Origin of the sequence: Quatrionicoccus australiensis (assembly GCF_020510525.1) — a bacterium.
GTDB classification, from domain to species: domain Bacteria; phylum Pseudomonadota; class Gammaproteobacteria; order Burkholderiales; family Rhodocyclaceae; genus Azonexus; species Azonexus australiensis_B.
In genome coordinates this window covers 2,000,069-2,014,880 of the sequence record NZ_CP075188.1, presented here as the reverse complement: position 1 = coordinate 2,014,880, position 14,812 = coordinate 2,000,069, and the positions used below count along the sequence as shown (strand labels likewise).

The 14,812-nt window shown below is 63.3% G+C and carries 18 protein-coding genes; 12 read left to right on the top strand and 6 right to left on the bottom strand.

Features of this window, described 5'->3' with window-relative positions:
* Positions 1-20: 20 nt before the first annotated feature.
* Positions 21-659: a carbonate dehydratase gene (gene can, locus KI612_RS09700; protein ID WP_226443973.1), complete on the top strand. Its 639-nt coding sequence runs from the start codon at positions 21-23 to the stop codon at positions 657-659.
* Positions 660-708: 49 nt separating this feature from the next.
* On the opposite strand, the gene yedF is transcribed toward can, so the two are convergent.
* The 3 genes from yedF to KI612_RS09685 all read right to left on the bottom strand — a co-directional run bounded on the left by yedF (position 709) and on the right by KI612_RS09685 (position 2,600).
* Positions 709-948: a sulfurtransferase-like selenium metabolism protein YedF gene (gene yedF, locus KI612_RS09695; RefSeq protein WP_226443971.1), complete on the bottom strand. Its 240-nt coding sequence runs from the start codon at positions 946-948 to the stop codon at positions 709-711.
* The gene (gene yedE, locus KI612_RS09690) at positions 945-2,156 is read right to left on the bottom strand and encodes a selenium metabolism membrane protein YedE/FdhT (protein ID WP_226443969.1); all 1,212 of its coding nucleotides are present in this window, start codon (positions 2,154-2,156) and stop codon (positions 945-947) included. The genes yedF and yedE overlap by 4 nt, the downstream gene beginning before the upstream one ends.
* A gap of 171 nt (positions 2,157-2,327) precedes the next feature.
* Positions 2,328-2,600: a DUF2164 domain-containing protein gene (locus KI612_RS09685; protein WP_226443967.1), complete on the bottom strand. Its 273-nt coding sequence runs from the start codon at positions 2,598-2,600 to the stop codon at positions 2,328-2,330.
* Between KI612_RS09685 and KI612_RS09680 the strand changes: the two genes are divergently transcribed.
* The 7 genes from KI612_RS09680 (at position 2,599) to KI612_RS09650 (ending at position 7,505) form a co-directional block, all read left to right on the top strand.
* Positions 2,599-2,940, top strand: coding sequence for a hypothetical protein (locus KI612_RS09680; RefSeq protein ID WP_226443965.1), 342 nt, complete (start codon positions 2,599-2,601; stop codon positions 2,938-2,940). The two genes, KI612_RS09685 and KI612_RS09680, sit on opposite strands and share 2 nt — an antisense overlap.
* A 331-nt stretch (positions 2,941-3,271) precedes the next feature.
* The gene (locus KI612_RS09675) at positions 3,272-3,718 is read left to right on the top strand and encodes a hypothetical protein (protein WP_226443963.1); all 447 of its coding nucleotides are present in this window, start codon (positions 3,272-3,274) and stop codon (positions 3,716-3,718) included.
* Positions 3,719-3,941: 223 nt separating this feature from the next.
* Positions 3,942-5,222, top strand: a complete 1,281-nt coding sequence (locus KI612_RS09670) for an Hsp70 family protein (RefSeq protein WP_226443961.1) — start codon at positions 3,942-3,944, stop codon at positions 5,220-5,222.
* Entirely contained in the window at positions 5,219-5,593 is a 375-nt protein-coding gene (locus tag KI612_RS09665; protein WP_226443959.1) for a hypothetical protein, read from the top strand. The genes KI612_RS09670 and KI612_RS09665 overlap by 4 nt, the downstream gene beginning before the upstream one ends.
* A gap of 80 nt (positions 5,594-5,673) precedes the next feature.
* Positions 5,674-6,327 (top strand): BON domain-containing protein, encoded by a 654-nt coding sequence (locus KI612_RS09660; RefSeq protein ID WP_226443957.1) that lies wholly within the window; start codon positions 5,674-5,676, stop codon positions 6,325-6,327.
* Positions 6,328-6,402: 75 nt separating this feature from the next.
* Positions 6,403-6,906, top strand: coding sequence for a DUF1269 domain-containing protein (locus KI612_RS09655; protein ID WP_226443955.1), 504 nt, complete (start codon positions 6,403-6,405; stop codon positions 6,904-6,906).
* A gap of 155 nt (positions 6,907-7,061) precedes the next feature.
* Positions 7,062-7,505 carry a PACE efflux transporter gene (locus KI612_RS09650; protein WP_226443953.1) on the top strand — a complete coding sequence of 148 codons (444 nt, stop codon included), beginning with the start codon at positions 7,062-7,064 and terminating at the stop codon, positions 7,503-7,505.
* Between the two features lie 131 nt (positions 7,506-7,636).
* Here the strand turns inward: KI612_RS09650 and KI612_RS09645 are convergent, their stop codons facing one another.
* On the bottom strand, positions 7,637-8,209 hold the full coding sequence (locus KI612_RS09645; protein WP_226443951.1) for a hypothetical protein: 573 nt from the start codon (positions 8,207-8,209) through the stop codon (positions 7,637-7,639).
* 291 nt (positions 8,210-8,500) lie between these two features.
* Here KI612_RS09645 and KI612_RS09640 point away from each other — a divergent pair, with 291 nt between their 5' ends.
* Together KI612_RS09640 and KI612_RS09635 are read left to right on the top strand one after the other, a co-directional pair.
* Complete coding sequence (locus tag KI612_RS09640) at positions 8,501-10,066, top strand: efflux transporter outer membrane subunit (protein ID WP_226443949.1); 1,566 nt, start codon at positions 8,501-8,503, stop codon at positions 10,064-10,066.
* A 7-nt stretch (positions 10,067-10,073) separates the two neighbouring features.
* The gene (locus tag KI612_RS09635) at positions 10,074-11,249 is read left to right on the top strand and encodes an efflux RND transporter periplasmic adaptor subunit (protein ID WP_226443947.1); all 1,176 of its coding nucleotides are present in this window, start codon (positions 10,074-10,076) and stop codon (positions 11,247-11,249) included.
* A 39-nt stretch (positions 11,250-11,288) separates the two neighbouring features.
* Here KI612_RS09635 and KI612_RS09630 read toward each other — a convergent pair whose 3' ends face one another.
* Together KI612_RS09630 and KI612_RS19950 are read right to left on the bottom strand one after the other, a co-directional pair.
* Entirely contained in the window at positions 11,289-11,438 is a 150-nt protein-coding gene (locus KI612_RS09630) for a lmo0937 family membrane protein (RefSeq protein WP_226443946.1), read from the bottom strand.
* A 127-nt stretch (positions 11,439-11,565) separates the two neighbouring features.
* Positions 11,566-11,964, bottom strand: coding sequence for an aldehyde dehydrogenase family protein (locus KI612_RS19950; RefSeq protein ID WP_404818087.1), 399 nt, complete (start codon positions 11,962-11,964; stop codon positions 11,566-11,568).
* Between the two features lie 113 nt (positions 11,965-12,077).
* Between KI612_RS19950 and KI612_RS19945 the strand changes: the two genes are divergently transcribed.
* Complete coding sequence (locus tag KI612_RS19945; protein WP_404818086.1) at positions 12,078-12,236, top strand: acyloxyacyl hydrolase; 159 nt, start codon at positions 12,078-12,080, stop codon at positions 12,234-12,236.
* A 25-nt stretch (positions 12,237-12,261) separates the two neighbouring features.
* Entirely contained in the window at positions 12,262-14,793 is a 2,532-nt protein-coding gene (gene mgtA, locus KI612_RS09615) for a magnesium-translocating P-type ATPase (protein ID WP_226443944.1), read from the top strand.
* The last annotated feature ends 19 nt before the right edge of the window (positions 14,794-14,812 follow it).

Here is a 14,812-nt window from a genome sequence, read left to right as displayed (position 1 = left end):
ACTTTCAAACAGGACGAGCGATGAAGTACTTATCTGAACTTTTCGAAAAGAACCGGGTGTGGTCGCTGCAACAACTGCAGGAAGACCCCGATTACTTCCAGCGCCTGGTCAAGCAGCAGGCCCCGAAATACCTCTGGATCGGCTGCTCCGACAGCCGCGTGCCGGCCAACCAGATCACCGGCCTGAATCCGGGCGAGGTATTCGTCCATCGCAACATCGCCAATGTGATCGTGCACACCGACCTCAACTGCCTCTCGGTCGTGCATTACGCCATCCAGGTCCTCAAGGTGCAGCATGTCATCGTCTGCGGCCACTACGGCTGCGGCGGCGTGCGCGCGGCGCTCGACGGCCAGGCCAACGGCATGATCGACAACTGGCTGCGCCACATCGAGGATGTGCGCGAACGGCATGCCGGGCTGCTCGACGGCATGGCCGACTACGACGCCAGATGGGCAAGGCTGTGCGAACTGAACGTGATCGAACAGGTGCGTAACCTGGCCCGGACGACGCCGGTCAGTGAGGCATGGAAATCAGGCCAGGAACTGATGCTGCATGGCTGGATCTACGGCCTGCAGGACGGCCGCCTGGTCGACCTGAACATGAGCGCCGCCCGCCGCGACGAGCTGGATCAGGCCTACGCCGAAGCCGTAGCCGGCTAGAGCGAACGCCGGCCTGCCCCGGCCCGGCGCTGCGGGCCAGGGGCTTTTTTCAGCGGCGAATCAGGTAGCGGATGGTCGGCCCGTCCTGGATGACGTCGAGGACTTCGTAGCCGTGATTGCGCGCATCGAGCGGGATGTTGTTGATCGACTGCGGGCAATCCGAAATCACTTCGAGGATTTCGCCCGGCTGCAGTTGCGGCATTGCCTCCAGCGTGGCCACGGCCGGATACGGACAGGGTTCGCCCATCATGTCGAGGCGATAGTTGGGTACATAGACCGGCTTGCTCATGCGGCCTCCCTGGCCAGTTGAGGTTGGCCGGCCTTGCCGGCAAAGAAACGTTTTTCCCACCACAGCACGGCGAGCAAGGACAGCAAGAGCATCAGGTAGGTGGCGATCAGGCCGCCCTGTGGGCCGAACACGGCGAGCAGATTGACCTTCTCGTAGTTGGTCGCCAGCGCCGGCGCGATATCGTCCCACCACGCGGCAAGCACGGTGGCGCCGATGATGTTGCCGAGACCGACCCACCAGTAATGCACCTGACCTTCGACCGCGCGGTACATCCAGCCGGTTTCGCAGCCGCCGGCGAGCACGATGCCGAAGCCGAAGAGCAGCCCGCCGATCACCGAATTCGGGCCGGCCCACATGATCTTCGGCGACACGCCGAGCTGGACATAGCTGAACACGCCGATGGTGCTGACCGCCATGCCGATGATGATCGCCTTGGCCATCTGCGTGCGGCCGGTCAGCCACAGGTCGCGGAAGGCCGAGGTGAAGCACACCTGCGCACGCTCGATGATCAGGCCGAAGGCAAGACCGAACAAGGCAGCCAGGCCGAGCTTGGGCGCATCCAGCGTCTTGGCTACCGCCCACAGGAAGAAAGCGGCAAAGACCAGCATGCCGAGGCGGAAACGGCGCGTCGCACGGTCGACGTCCTGCACGATCGTTTTTGCCGCCGATACCTTCTGCAACTTGACCGGCGTGCGGAACACGGGAAGCATCGTGAAGCGTGCGCCAAACCACGAACCGGCCGCCGTTGTCAGCGCAAAGAACCAGGCATGCAGCGAAAACTGCGGAATTCCGGTGAAAAAGGCCGCCAGGTTGCAGCCCATCGCCAGCCGTGCGCCAAAACCGGCAATGATGCCGCCGGCCACCGCCTGCACGATGCGGATGCGATGTTGCGGCACGCGCAGCTTGACGTTGTTGGCCCACAGCGCCGCCGACAGGCAGCCGGCAAACATGCCGATGATCATCAGCCCGTCGATCCGGTCGAGCGGCGTGCCCTCCAGATGCAGCACCTTGAAATAGCCCCAGGTCTCCGGGTGGTAACCGAGAAACTGCAGCAGATGCCCGCCCCAGCGGGTGAATTCGCCGGTCACCGCCCAGAACGTGCCGGTGATCCCGAAATAGTAGGCCGACAACACACCGGCCGCGATGACCGCCGGAACCGGCGCCCAGAAGCGCACCAGATAATCGCGCTTGAAATTTTCCCAAAGCATGGTTGGGTGATCCTTCCTGAAAATGGCTACCGACCCCGCGCCAGGCGTGCCGGAGCCGCAACATCACCTTGCCCGCAAGGCGATCAACAAGCCTGACTCAGGCTTTCGAGGGGCGGCATGTTCAAGCCTTTTCGGGGAAATGGCAATGCCGGAGGCACACAGACCGGCAGATCAGGAGCGCGCGCCCTTGCGCCCCTGCGTTGTCCAGTAGGAGAACTCCTCCTCGTACACCTCGACATCCAGCTCGCCAACCCAAGCCTGCAAACGGGTTTGCGCATCGGCCACGCCCTTGTTGTAAATCGCCGGCCCGACTTCCTTGAGAAAGAAGGAAAGCAAGGCCCCCGCCTCCAGCCCGCCAATCGGCTCATCCATGTTTTCCTTGAAATAGCGCTGGATGGAAGCGATTGCCGCCTTGCTGGCGTCGGTGGAGATTTCGATGGTCATGTTGGCTACGGCCGTTAACTGGGAAGAAAGGCGGATTGTCGGCGCTTTGGCGGCAAAGAAACAGACTAGGCAAGGCGGGGAAAGTCTGAGCAAAACGGGGGGCGTGGGCTGGGAACAGGCAAAAACAGCCATTTTTAGCGGTCGACCGCTGGCTGGCGCAATATTCCGTTGCCTCACCTCCGTTTGGCATGAATCCGCATGCCATTTGCAATCCCAGAGGAAAATCAATACTGTCCGGTTTGTTGCCGAAAAACCTCAAAGAAAATGCAACCTGATGCGTGAAACGATTGCAGTCCAAGGGCTTCTGACTGCCTTGATGGCCTGCTTATTGAACAGGTGATCAGGTTGGGTGACAGTTTTTTCATCTGCTACCAGGCGGCACCAATAATGACAAAGACAAACACATCCCCTTTCTCTCGAAACGAATGGCTTGGTCTCGCTATTGGCGCATGGCTAATTGCCGGCCTTTTGTTTTATTTGTTCGGCTTGCAAGGACCATTTGGTCGTTATTCGTTGGTTGTATTGCTGGGCGTTCCGGGCTGTCTCACCTACAAGTTTTTCACCAGCGAGCCGAAGGGGGAATCGCAACAATAGGAGACAGACCACTGTTTTCCGCACCAGCCCCCCATAAACCCTGGTCTGCCCCCTGTTCTTCTCATAAGGTCGCCACCATGAAGACTGTCCGCATCCTGTTACAACTCCTAATTCTCACTGTAGGAGGAGTTACGCTTGCAGCCCTTATTTCCAGCCCAACCCCAGACATTGGGGTAATTGTTTTTCTAGGGCTATTAGCGTTTCTCTTTGCCCTAACACTGGCGCTCAAGGAGGAAACCACTGCGCGCTTGGCTCTTAATCACAAGCCTAGTATCAAACCCATCGGGGTTGCCATGCTGTTACTGGGGTTGTTTGGCGTCTTCTACGGGGCGAGCTACCTCTTAGGTACAGAACCGCTACCAAATGGAAGTGGTAGATGCCGTGCAATATGCGGACTTATTCTCATTGCATCGCAATGGTTCAGTGAAGCAGCGGCAAGATTTTTTGCTTTCAGCTTTTGGTCGAGCATTGGCCTACTCCTCTGTTTTGCTGGCTACAAAACAATGATCGCAAAAGCTACCTAGTACTACCCAAAGCTCGGCTTTGAGCACAATCCTCGGGCGTGGATGCTGAAAGGCAGCTGACAGGCAAGCGCCAGCCCCTGCCAGCGATCACCGATCCCGATTGGGTAGGGAAGAGAGGCACCCACCCGCATAGCATCGCTCCACACCCCGACCAACCCCATTTCCCGCTGGACAGCCCGCCCCGGCGCGCGTAGCATCGCCGCCCCTTTGCCCAAGCCGTCCCATGCCTCTCACCTCCCCTGCCCGCGCCTGCGGTATCGATTTCGGTACATCCAACTCCACCGTGGGCTGGTTGCGGCCGGGGTCGCCGACCTTGCTGGCGCTGGAAGATGGCAAGGCGACGCTGCCTTCGGTGGTCTTCTTCAATGCCGAGGAAAACACGGTCAGTTTCGGCCGCGCCGGGCTGGGCGAGTATCTCGACGGGCACGAAGGGCGGCTGATGCGTTCGCTGAAAAGCCTGCTCGGCAGCAGCCTGATCGACGGGCGCACCGACGTGCAGGGCACGGTGATTGCCTTCCGCGATCTGCTGACGCGCTTCATCGGTTCACTCAAGGAACGCGCCGAAATTCAGGGCCAGCGCGCTTTCGAGCAGGTCGTGCTGGGCCGGCCGGTGTTTTTCGTCGATGACGATGCGGCGGCTGACCGCGTTGCCGAAGAAACCCTGGGCGAGATCGCGCGCGCCGTCGGCTTCAAGGACATCAGTTTCCAGTTCGAGCCGATTGCCGCCGCCTTCCATTACGAAACGACGCTGAGCCGCGAAGAAGTGGTGCTGGTCGCCGACATCGGCGGCGGCACCTCCGACTTTTCCATCGTCCGCCTGTCGCCGCAGCGCGCCAAAGCCAGCGAGCGCGGCAGCGATGTGCTGGCCAATGGCGGCGTGCATATCGGCGGTACCGATTTCGACCGGCAACTCAGCCTCGCCTCGGTCATGCCGCTGCTCGGCCACCGCGGCAAGCTGAAGAACGGGCGGGCGATTCCGGCCAGCATCTATTTCAATCTCGCAACCTGGCACAGCATCAACTTTGCCTACGCCCGCCCGGTCTGGGCCGAACAGCAGCGTCTGCTGCTCGACGCCCTGGAACCGGAAGGCATCCAGCGCCTGCTGGCGCTGATCCGCGAGCGCGCCGGGCACTGGCTGGCGCACCAGGTCGAACAGGCCAAGATCGCGCTCTCCGATGGCGACACCGCCCTGCTTTCGCTCGAACGTTTTGCGCCGGGCGAACAACAGTTGCTGACGCGCAGCGAGTTCGACCTGACCACCGCCATTCTCGTCGACAAGGTCGAGGCCGCCGTCGGCAGCCTGCTGCCTGCCGCCGGGCTGGCGGCGAACCGCATCGACACGGTGTTCTTCACCGGCGGTTCGAGCGGCATTCCGCAATTGCGCCGGCGCATCGCCGCGCTGCTGCCGCAGGCGCGCGTTGTCGAGGGCGACCTGTTCGGCAGCATCGGCGCCGGGCTGGCGGTCGATGCGGCGCGGCGTTATGGCAGCGGGAGCGCCGCATGATGGCAGCCGAAGCCTGGCTGGCGGCGCAAAGCCCCGCCGTCCGCGCCGAGCTGGACAATCTGCTCGCCTACCGGCCGGAGGAAGAGTTCATCCGGACGCTGGCCGAGTTGCTGCCCGTCGTGCCTTGCGCCGGGCTGATCGACCTGTATTACGACATTTTTTACTGCTGCCGCCCGGTCTTCCGGATTGCCGTCCGCCAGTTGCACGACCCGGATGAACTCGCCGTCTTCCTGCAGACCGCCGAGCGCGCCCTGCCCGAGGCCGAGGATGCCGCGGCCTGCACGGCGGCCTGTGGCGACATGGATGATGTCGATGAAGTCATTTTCTGGTTGAAGCGGCATACCCTGGCGCGGCGGCAAACGCCCACCTGATTGCTTTGTGCGGTGCCGAACGGATGTCTGCCACCGTTCGCCGGAGACTGGTCATCCCGCAACGCAATGAGCAATCGACCATGAAAACGGATACCCAGATCAAGCAGGATGTCAGCGCAGAACTCGCCTGGGAGCCTTCAGTTACCGCGGCCCGGATCGGTGTCGAGGTCAAGGACGGGGTTGTCACCCTGAGCGGCCATGTCGCCAGTTTCAGCGAAAAATGGGATGCCGAGCGCGCCACGCAACGGGTCGCCGGCGTCAAGGCGCTGGCGGTCGAGATCGAGGTCGTCCTGCCCGGCATCAGCCAGCGCAACGATGGCGATATCGCCGAAGCGGCCGAAAACGTTCTGGCATGGACGACCTATGCGCCCAGCGAATGCATCAAGGTGATGGTCGAGGGCGGCTGGGTCACCTTGTCCGGCGAAGTCGACTGGGAATACCAGCGGCGCGCCGCGGTCAAGGGCGTCCGCCATCTGATGGGCGTCACCGGCCTGAGCAACCAGATCACCATCAAGCCCAAGGCCTCGCAGGACAACGTCAAGGCGAGCATCGAGTCGGCCTTGATGCGCCGCTCGCTGGCCAATGCGGAAAACATCACGGTCGAAGTGGACGGAGATCGTGTCACGCTCAACGGAACCGTCTTCAGCTGGTCGGAGCGCGATCTGGCTGCGAATTCGGCGTGGAGCGCAGCGGGCGTGCGCAACGTCGTGAACAACATCACCATCCTCCACTGATTGCACGCCGGACGGACGGTCCGGCCGTCCGCTCCGGCCCGAAAGCCAATGCAGCAGCACCGATCAGGAACAATCATGGAAAAGGCAAATCTGCCGTTTTATGTCTTCAACACCCACGTCGAGGCGGAGGACGCCATCCGCCTGCTGGGCAAGTCCGGTTTCGACGTGCAGAAACTGTCGCTGGTCGGCAAGGGATATCACAGTGAGGAACATCCGGTTGGCTTCTACACGGCGGGTGACCGCATCAAGTCCTGGGGCGGCACCGGCGCCTTTTGGGGTGGCATCTGGGGCCTGCTTTTTGCGCCGGCCGTTTTCTTCCTGCCCGGTCTCGGCCTGGTGGCGATGGCCGGCCCCTTTGTCGCTGCCCTGGTCAGCGGCCTGGAAGGCGCCGTCGTGGTTGGCGGCTTGTCGGCACTGGGCGCGGCGCTGAGCCAGGTGGGCGTGCCTGCGGACGAAATCATCAAGTACGAAACGGCCCTCAAGGTCGACAAATACGTTCTGATGATCCATGGCGATACCGAAGAAGTTGCCAAGGCCCGCGCCACGCTGGCCGGGGCCGGCGCCTGGAAGGCCGCCTGAAAATCGGCCTTTTTTAGCGGTCGACCGTCCGGGAAGGGCAATTTCTGTTGCCAACCCCCGACTGCCGCCGCAAAACAGGCAGATAAGCAAAGGTGCAGGCGGAGGCGCTTGGTAGAATCGCCTCCCCGCTCATCTGCCCTATGGTTTCTGCTGCCATGTCATCCCCACCGAAATTGCGTACGACGTTCGACCGCCTGCGCCAGGTCTTCCTGTTCGAAGTGGGCGGGCTGCTGCTGATCACGCCGCCCTTCATCTGGCTTTCCGGCGTGCCGCTGCACGATTCGCTGGGCCTGATGGTCGCCATGGCGATCATCGCCGGGGTCTGGAACACGCTCTACAACATCGGCTTCGACTGGGCGGATGCCCGGCTTTCCGGGCGCAGCGCCGACCAGCGCCCGACGGCCTGGCGCATCGTGCATGCGCTGGGTTTCGAAGGCGGCCTGTTGCTGATCAGCCTGCCCATGGTCATGATGTGGACCGGCATGGACTGGCTGCAGGCCCTGATCGCCGACATCGGCCTGGCCGCGGCTTACGTGGTCTATGCCTACGGCTTCAATCTCGGCTACGACCGGCTTTTCCCGGTGGCGCAGGCTGACTGATTGAAAATGGCGGTTTTTTAGCGGTCGACCGCTGGAAAACACCATTTTTCAACGCTCGGGCCGGAGCCGGAATACCCGGCAAACGCAGCATCCCGGCAACGATGCCGGCCGCGCAATCGAACGCCTAAACGTCAGCAGCAGGTCAGCCGGCCACGCCGGCGCGACAGGCGATAGATCGCCCACCAGCGGCAGCGCAGATGATAGAAAACGCCGCGCCGCATCTGGCGCAGGCGGGCGCGCAGTGCAGCGACGGCAGCACAGGCTTGCCGCCAGGCCGGATGCTCGCGCAGCGCCGCAAACACCCGCGCGCGGAAACGCAGCAACCAGGCATGGCTGCGCGCAAACCAGCCGATTTGCAGCAGCTGCGCGCGGGTCAGCGCAAAAATCCGCGCCACCAGCGCCGTGCCCAGCACCTTGGCGGCGAAAAAGGTGGCAATGCCGAAGAACGGCGCGCCATGCCCGAGAAAATACAGGCCGACCAGCTTGAATGGCAGCAACACGGCGCCGGGAATCAGAAAGCAGGCGAGCGCCAGATAGGGCGACGCCCGCATCAGCCGCGCCTCGATCCGGCGCAGCAGCGGCAGGCGCCCGAGGCGCGCCATCAGGCGTTCCAGCGGATCCCACAGCCATTCCCAGAACCACAGCACGAAGGCGGCCAGGATGATGAAGGGCGTGGTCAGGGCACGTTTGAGTCGATGTTCCATCGCGGGCTCCACAAGCGCGTCAATTCGAAGAAAAACCGGTGGCAAGGCGAGTCATTCCCTGCCGCATTGCGCGACCGGATGCACTTTGCATTCCGTCTTTCCGGTCGGCGCCAATATAGCCGAGAAGGCCACGCCAGGCGGGTGACGGCATGTAACGGCGAGTAAGCGTCGGCACGGATACACGCTGTTGCAAAACTCCTGTTGAAATATGCCGCGTCAGGCGGCAACCTTGCGGCAACAAAAATCCGGCACCATGGTCGGCGCTTCCCGCTCTGGCGCGTTAAGCGCGTAATGAACACTTCATGGGCCGTCACAGAACAGCAAGCCATGGCCATCGACCTCTTCCCGCTTTTTGCTCAAATTCCGGCGTCGACCGTCCGGACGCCGTGCTGCGCCCGTCGCCTCCGGAGCGGCCTGGGCGCCGGTGTCCTCGCCCTGCTCTCCGGCTGCACCCTGCTAGGCCCGAATTACGTGGCGCCGACCCTGAGCAGCACCGAGGTGCCCGAGCAATGGACCTCGAAAACCAATGCCACCGGCGAAAACGTCACGCCGGACAACAAGCAGGCCGCGCCCGGCAACTGGTGGAGCGAGCTCGCCGACCCGGTGCTCGACCGTCTGGTCGGCGCCGCCTTCGCTACCAGCCCGACCCTGGAAGCCGCGCTGGCACGGGTCAGCCAGTCGCGCGCCCTCTATGCCCAAAGCAATGCCTCGGCCCTGCCCTCGGCGCAGGGCGGCGCCGGCAACGACACCAGCCAGAGCGACAACACCGGCGGCATTTTTAACCAGAGCTGGCTGTCGCTCGGTGCCGCCTGGGAAATCGACCTGTTCGGCGCCGTCCAGCGCGGCAAGGAAGCGGCCAAAGCCCGCACCGAGTCGCAGCAGGCGACGCTGGCCGACGTCCGGGTCAGTCTCGCGGCCGACGTCACCGACGCCTACCTGAGCTACCGCGCCTGCCAGTCATATGAAGCGCTCAGCGCGGAAGACGTCGCCTCGCGCCTGGCCACCGAAAAGCTCACCGCAGCCAGCGTCCGCGAAGGCTTCACCGCGCCCTACCTGGCCATCCGCAGCCGCGCCTCGGTGGCCGAGGCGAAGACCCAGCTCGCGGCGACGCATGCCTTTTGCGAACGCCAGGAAAACCTGCTCACCCGCCTGACCGGCATTCCCCGGCCCGAGCTGATGACGGCGCTCGCCGACAAGCCGACCGGCCTCGACCGCCTGCCCGTGCCTCGCCATTTCGACATCGCCATCCCCAGCCAGGCGCTCACCCAGCGCCCCGACATCCGCGCCGCCGAGCGTCGGCTGGCCGCCGAATCGGCCGCAATCGGCGTTGCCGAAGCCGACCGCTATCCGCGCCTGACCCTCAACGGCGCCCTCGGCTACTCGGCCGGCAGCGGCGTCTCGCTCGGCAGCTGGTCCTTCGGACCGTCGTTCAGCCTGCCGATCTTCGATGGCGGCCGGCGCCAGGCGGCCGTCGAGCAGGCCAAATCGAAATATGACGAGGCCCTCGCCGACTACCGGGCAAAAACGCGCGCCGCCATCCAGGAAGTCGAAGACGGCCTGACCCGTTACGCCGCTGCCCATGAGCGGGCCGAAAACGCCCGCACCTCGGCCAACCAGTACCAACGCTTTTTCGATTCGGTCGAGATCCGCTACCGCGAAGGCGCCAGCAATCTGCTTGAACTCGAAGATGCCCGCCGCGCCATGCTGGGCGCCCAGCAAACCCTGCTCAGCGTGCAGCAGGAACGCCTGCAGGCCTGGGTCGCGCTCAATCGCGCCACCGGCGGCGCTGCCCTGTACGATCCCACCCCGGCCCGGCCGCTCGAGACCGCCGGCGCCCGGACCACACCCGTGAATTGAGTTGCCCATGTTCCCCGCCAACACGCCCCGCAATCGCATCAAGGCCGCCGCGCTGCTCGCTGCCCTCGCCTTGCCGATCACGCTGGTGATCGGCGCCACGCCCTTCACTCCGCCGCCCGGCAGCGCCCAGATTCCCATCGTCACCAAGCCGCTGGCCCCTCCTGCCAAAGCCGAACCGGCCGCGCCACTGCGCCAGGTCGCCGTACTGCGTGCGAAGACCGAGAACTGGCCGGAGCGCCTGGAGGCGAGCGGCAATGTCATGCCTTGGCACGAAAGCCGGATCGGCACCGAAGTCAGTGGTTTGCGTCTGGCCAGCGTGCTGGTCAACGAGGGCGATCTGGTCAAGAAGGGTCAGGTGCTGGCCCGCTTCGACACGGCCAGCGTCGAAACCGATCTCGATGTCGCCAACGCCCAGCGCGTCGAAGCCGAAGCCGTGCTCGCCCAGGCCACCGCAACGCTGGAACGGGCCAACCGCCTGGCGCCGTCGGGCGGTGTCAGCCGCCAGGAACTGACCCTCTACGAAACGCAGAAGCACACCGCCGAAGCCCGCCTCAACGCGGCACGCGCCCAGGTCAAGCGGCAGCAGATCAAGATGGAGCTGGCCACCGTCAATGCCCCTGACGACGGGCTGATTTCCTCGGCCACCGCGCTCGAAGGCAGCATCGTCCAGGGCGGCAGCGAACTGTTCCGGCTGATCCGCCAGGGCCGCCTCGAATGGCGTGCGGAAGTGCGCGGCGACGTGCTGCTCAAGCTCGCCGCCGGCCAGGAAGTCGTCATCCACAGCCCGCTCGGCAATGACATCAAGGGGCGCGTGCGGCGCATTTCGCCGACCATAGACATCGCGACGCGCAACGGCTTCGTCTATGTCGACCTGCCGCAGGGCACCGACATGAAGTCCGGTCTCAACGTCAGCGGCAGTTTCAATCTCGGCAAGAGCAAGGCGCTGGTCATTCCGGCGGCAGCGCTGCTGCGCCAGGGCAAGAGCAGCCAGGTCCTGGCGGTCAACGCCGAGGGAAAGATAGAAATGCTCGAGGTCACGACCGGGCGCACGCGCGATGACTGGGTCGAGATCCTGAGCGGCCTCGACGATCAGACGTCTATCGTGGCGCGCAACCTGAAAGGACTGAAGGACGGCGACCTGGTCGCCCTGACCAACAAAACGGCTGACAACAGCCAGCCGTGATCTTTCAGCCGAGGCTGATCCTGCCGCAGGAAAAATGCCTCAAAGCGCGCGTCGACCGCTGATGATGCGCAGCAGGATGACGACAATCGCAATCACCAGCAGGACGTGGATGAAGCCGCCGACGGTGTACGAGGTGACCAGGCCGAGCAGCCAGAGAATGAGCAGAACGACGGCAATGGTATAGAGCATGATGTTTCCTTCGCGGTGACGATCCGGAGCGGCCCTGCAACAGAGCCGTGTCCATGACCGGGGTTCACCGCAGACTACGCCGTCTTGCCCGTCGACAATGTGCGCTGGCTAACACATCGCCGGCGCTTCACAGAATGAAGTGGGTGTTGATGAAGCTGGATTTGTTGCCGAGCACGATGGCATCAAGCAACTTTTTCGAGGCCTCGGTCTGCTTGGCGGCAACCATGGTGCGGATCGAGAAGGCGCGCAGGGCGTCATGCACGGACAGCGTGCCCTCGGCCGAATCCTTGCGCCCGACGAAGGGAAAGACGTCCGGCCCGCGCTGGCACTGGCAGTTGATATTGACCCGGCACACCTGGTTGACCAGCGTATCGACCAGCGAGGCAATCTGTTCGGGATCACTACCGAAGATGCTGACCTGCTGGCCGTGGTCGGAGGTGATCACATAGTCGAGCGGCGTTTCGATGTCCTCGAAGGTGGCGACCGGGATGATCGGCCCGAACTGTTCCTCGCGGTAGAGCTTCATGCCCTCCCTGACCGGAAAGAGCACGGCCGGATAGAACAGCGTCTTGACCGTCGTGCCACCAGGGCGTCGGCCTGGCGTATACTTCCAATGCGCTGTGGGCGCCGGGACACGATATGGGCGGCCATTGGCAATTCGAAAACCGCCTTGGTGTCGGGCATGATTTCGGCAACTTCGAATTGAGCCTGAACCTGACCCACTTCTCGAATGGTGGCCTGCAGCAGCATAATCCCGGGGCCGAAATGCTGGGAATACGCTTTGCCCGGAAATTCTGAGAACTCGCCAATGCAAAGGCCGCCAATGCCGACCGACGCCAATAGCCCGCCCTGGTGGCTGGCACCCGACGCAGCAACGCTCGCCGCTTCCGGCTTGTCGAGCAGCGAGGCCCAGGCCCTGCTGGTGCAGCACGGCCCGAACGTTTTCCGCGAGCGGCAGCAGAAGTCGCTGTTGCGGCAATACATCAGCCGCTTCAAGAATCCGCTGGTCCTGATCCTGCTGGTGGCCAGCGCGGTCTCGGCACTGACCGGCGAGGCGACCAATTTCGTCATCATCAGCACGATCATCCTGCTCAGCGTGACGCTCGACTTCGTCCAGGAATACCGGGCGAATGCCGCTGCCGACAAGCTGCGCCAGTCGGTATCGGTGCGCGCCACGGTAGTGCGCGATGGCGTCAGCCGCGATATCCCGGTCAGCGAACTGGTGCCCGGCGATGTCGCGCTGCTCTCGGCCGGCGACCTGATTCCGGCCGACAGTCTGGTTCTGGAAGCACGCGACCTTTTCGTCAAACAATCGCTGTTGACCGGTGAAACCTACCCGGTCGAAAAGCGCCCGGGCCGGCCGGCCAAGACGGGTAACGATATCCAGGAAGCAAGCAACGCGGTTTTCATGGGTACGTCGGTGATCAGCGGCAGCGCCCGCATCCTGGTCGTCAGGACCGGCACAGCCACCGCCATCGGCGAAATTGCCGACAGCGTTTCCCGCCAGGCCGAGCCAACCTCCTTCGAGATCGGCACCAAGCGCTTCGGCATGCTGATCATGCGCCTCACCATCCTGATGGTGATGTTCGTACTGCTGGTCAATGCCTTCTTCCACAAGCCCTGGCTCGAGTCCTTTCTGTTTGCCGTGGCGCTGGCCGTCGGCCTGACGCCGGAACTGCTGCCGATGGTCGTTTCGGTGACACTGTCACGCGGCGCCATGCGCATGGCCAAACGCCACATGATCGTCAAACGCCTGTCGGCGATCCAGGATCTCGGTTCGATGGATGTGTTGTGCACCGACAAGACCGGCACGCTGACCGAGGCGAAGATCCGCCTGGAAAAACATGTCGATGCCGAGGGCCGGCCCAGCGAACGGGTGCTTGAGCTGGCCTTCTACAACAGCTTTTTTGAAACCGGCCTGAAAAGCCCGCTCGACGAAGCGATTCTGGCGCACGGCCAGATCGACACCGCCGCCTGGAAAAAAATCGACGAAGTCCCCTTCGATTTCGAACGCCGCCGCGTCTCGGTGCTGATCGACAACGGCCGGACGCGCTGGCTGGTGGTCAAGGGCGCGCCCGATGAAATCGTCGGTCTGTGCACACATTACGAAAGTTCCGGCGCCGAACAGCCCCAGGCGGTCGACGCCGCCGCACGGGCAAAAATCAGTACCCAATATCAGGCGCTAGAAAGCGAGGGCTTTCGCGCCCTCGGCATCGCCTGGCGCGAAGTCGCGCCGGATCACCCGCATGCCGTGATCAGCGACGAGAGCGAGCTGGTGCTGGCCGGCTTTGCCGCCTTTCTCGACCCACCCAAGGAAAGTGCCGGTTCGGCGCTCGCTGCCCTGCACCGCCAGGGCGTGGCGATCAAGGTGGTGACCGGCGACAGCGAGCTGGTTACCCGCCACGTCTGCGGCGAACTGAAAATTCCGGTGAGCGGCATCCTGCTCGGCAGCGATATCGCCGCCATGGACGATTACGCGCTTCAGGCCCGCGTCGAGGAGGCCAACCTGTTCTGCCGCGTCAATCCCGGCCAGAAGGAGCGGGTCATCCACGCGCTGCGGGCACGCGGCCACGTCGTCGGCTATCTTGGCGACGGCATCAACGATGCACCCTCGCTGCATGCGGCCGATGTCGGGCTGTCGGTCGATACGGCCGTCGATGTCGCCAAGGAGGCGGCCGACATGATCCTGCTCCGGCACGACCTGCATGTCATCCAGGCCGGCGTCCAGGAAGGCCGGCGCACCTTCGGCAACATCATGAAATACATTCTGATGGGCACCAGTTCCAATTTCGGCAACATGTTCAGCATGGCCGGCGCCGCCCTCTTCCTGCCTTTCCTGCCGATGTTGCCGACACAGATCCTGCTCAACAACATCCTCTACGACCTCTCCGAAATCCCGATTCCGCTCGACAAGGTCGATGCCGTCGACACCCGTACGCCGCGCATCATGGACATGCAGTTCGTGCGCAATTTCATGCTGGTGATCGGGCCGATCAGTTCGCTGTTCGATTTCCTGACCTTCTACATCCTGCTGCATGTGCTGCAGGCCGACGAGAAACTGTTCCAGACCGGCTGGTTCGTCGAGTCGCTATGCACCCAGGTGCTGGTCATTTTCGTCATCCGGACGCGCGGCAGCCTGCTGCACAGCCGGCCGCATCCGGTACTTTTTGCCAGCTCGCTGGCTATCGTCGCGATTGCGGCAATCCTGCCGTTTACCTGGCTGGGCGGACATTTCGGCTTCGTGCCGCCACCCACCCGCTTCTATGCGATCCTCGGCGGCATGGTCGTCGCCTATCTGCTGGTCGTCGAACTGGCGAAACGACTGTTCTATCGCTGGATGCGCCAGACCGCATAGGCCGCCGGATCACCCGCTT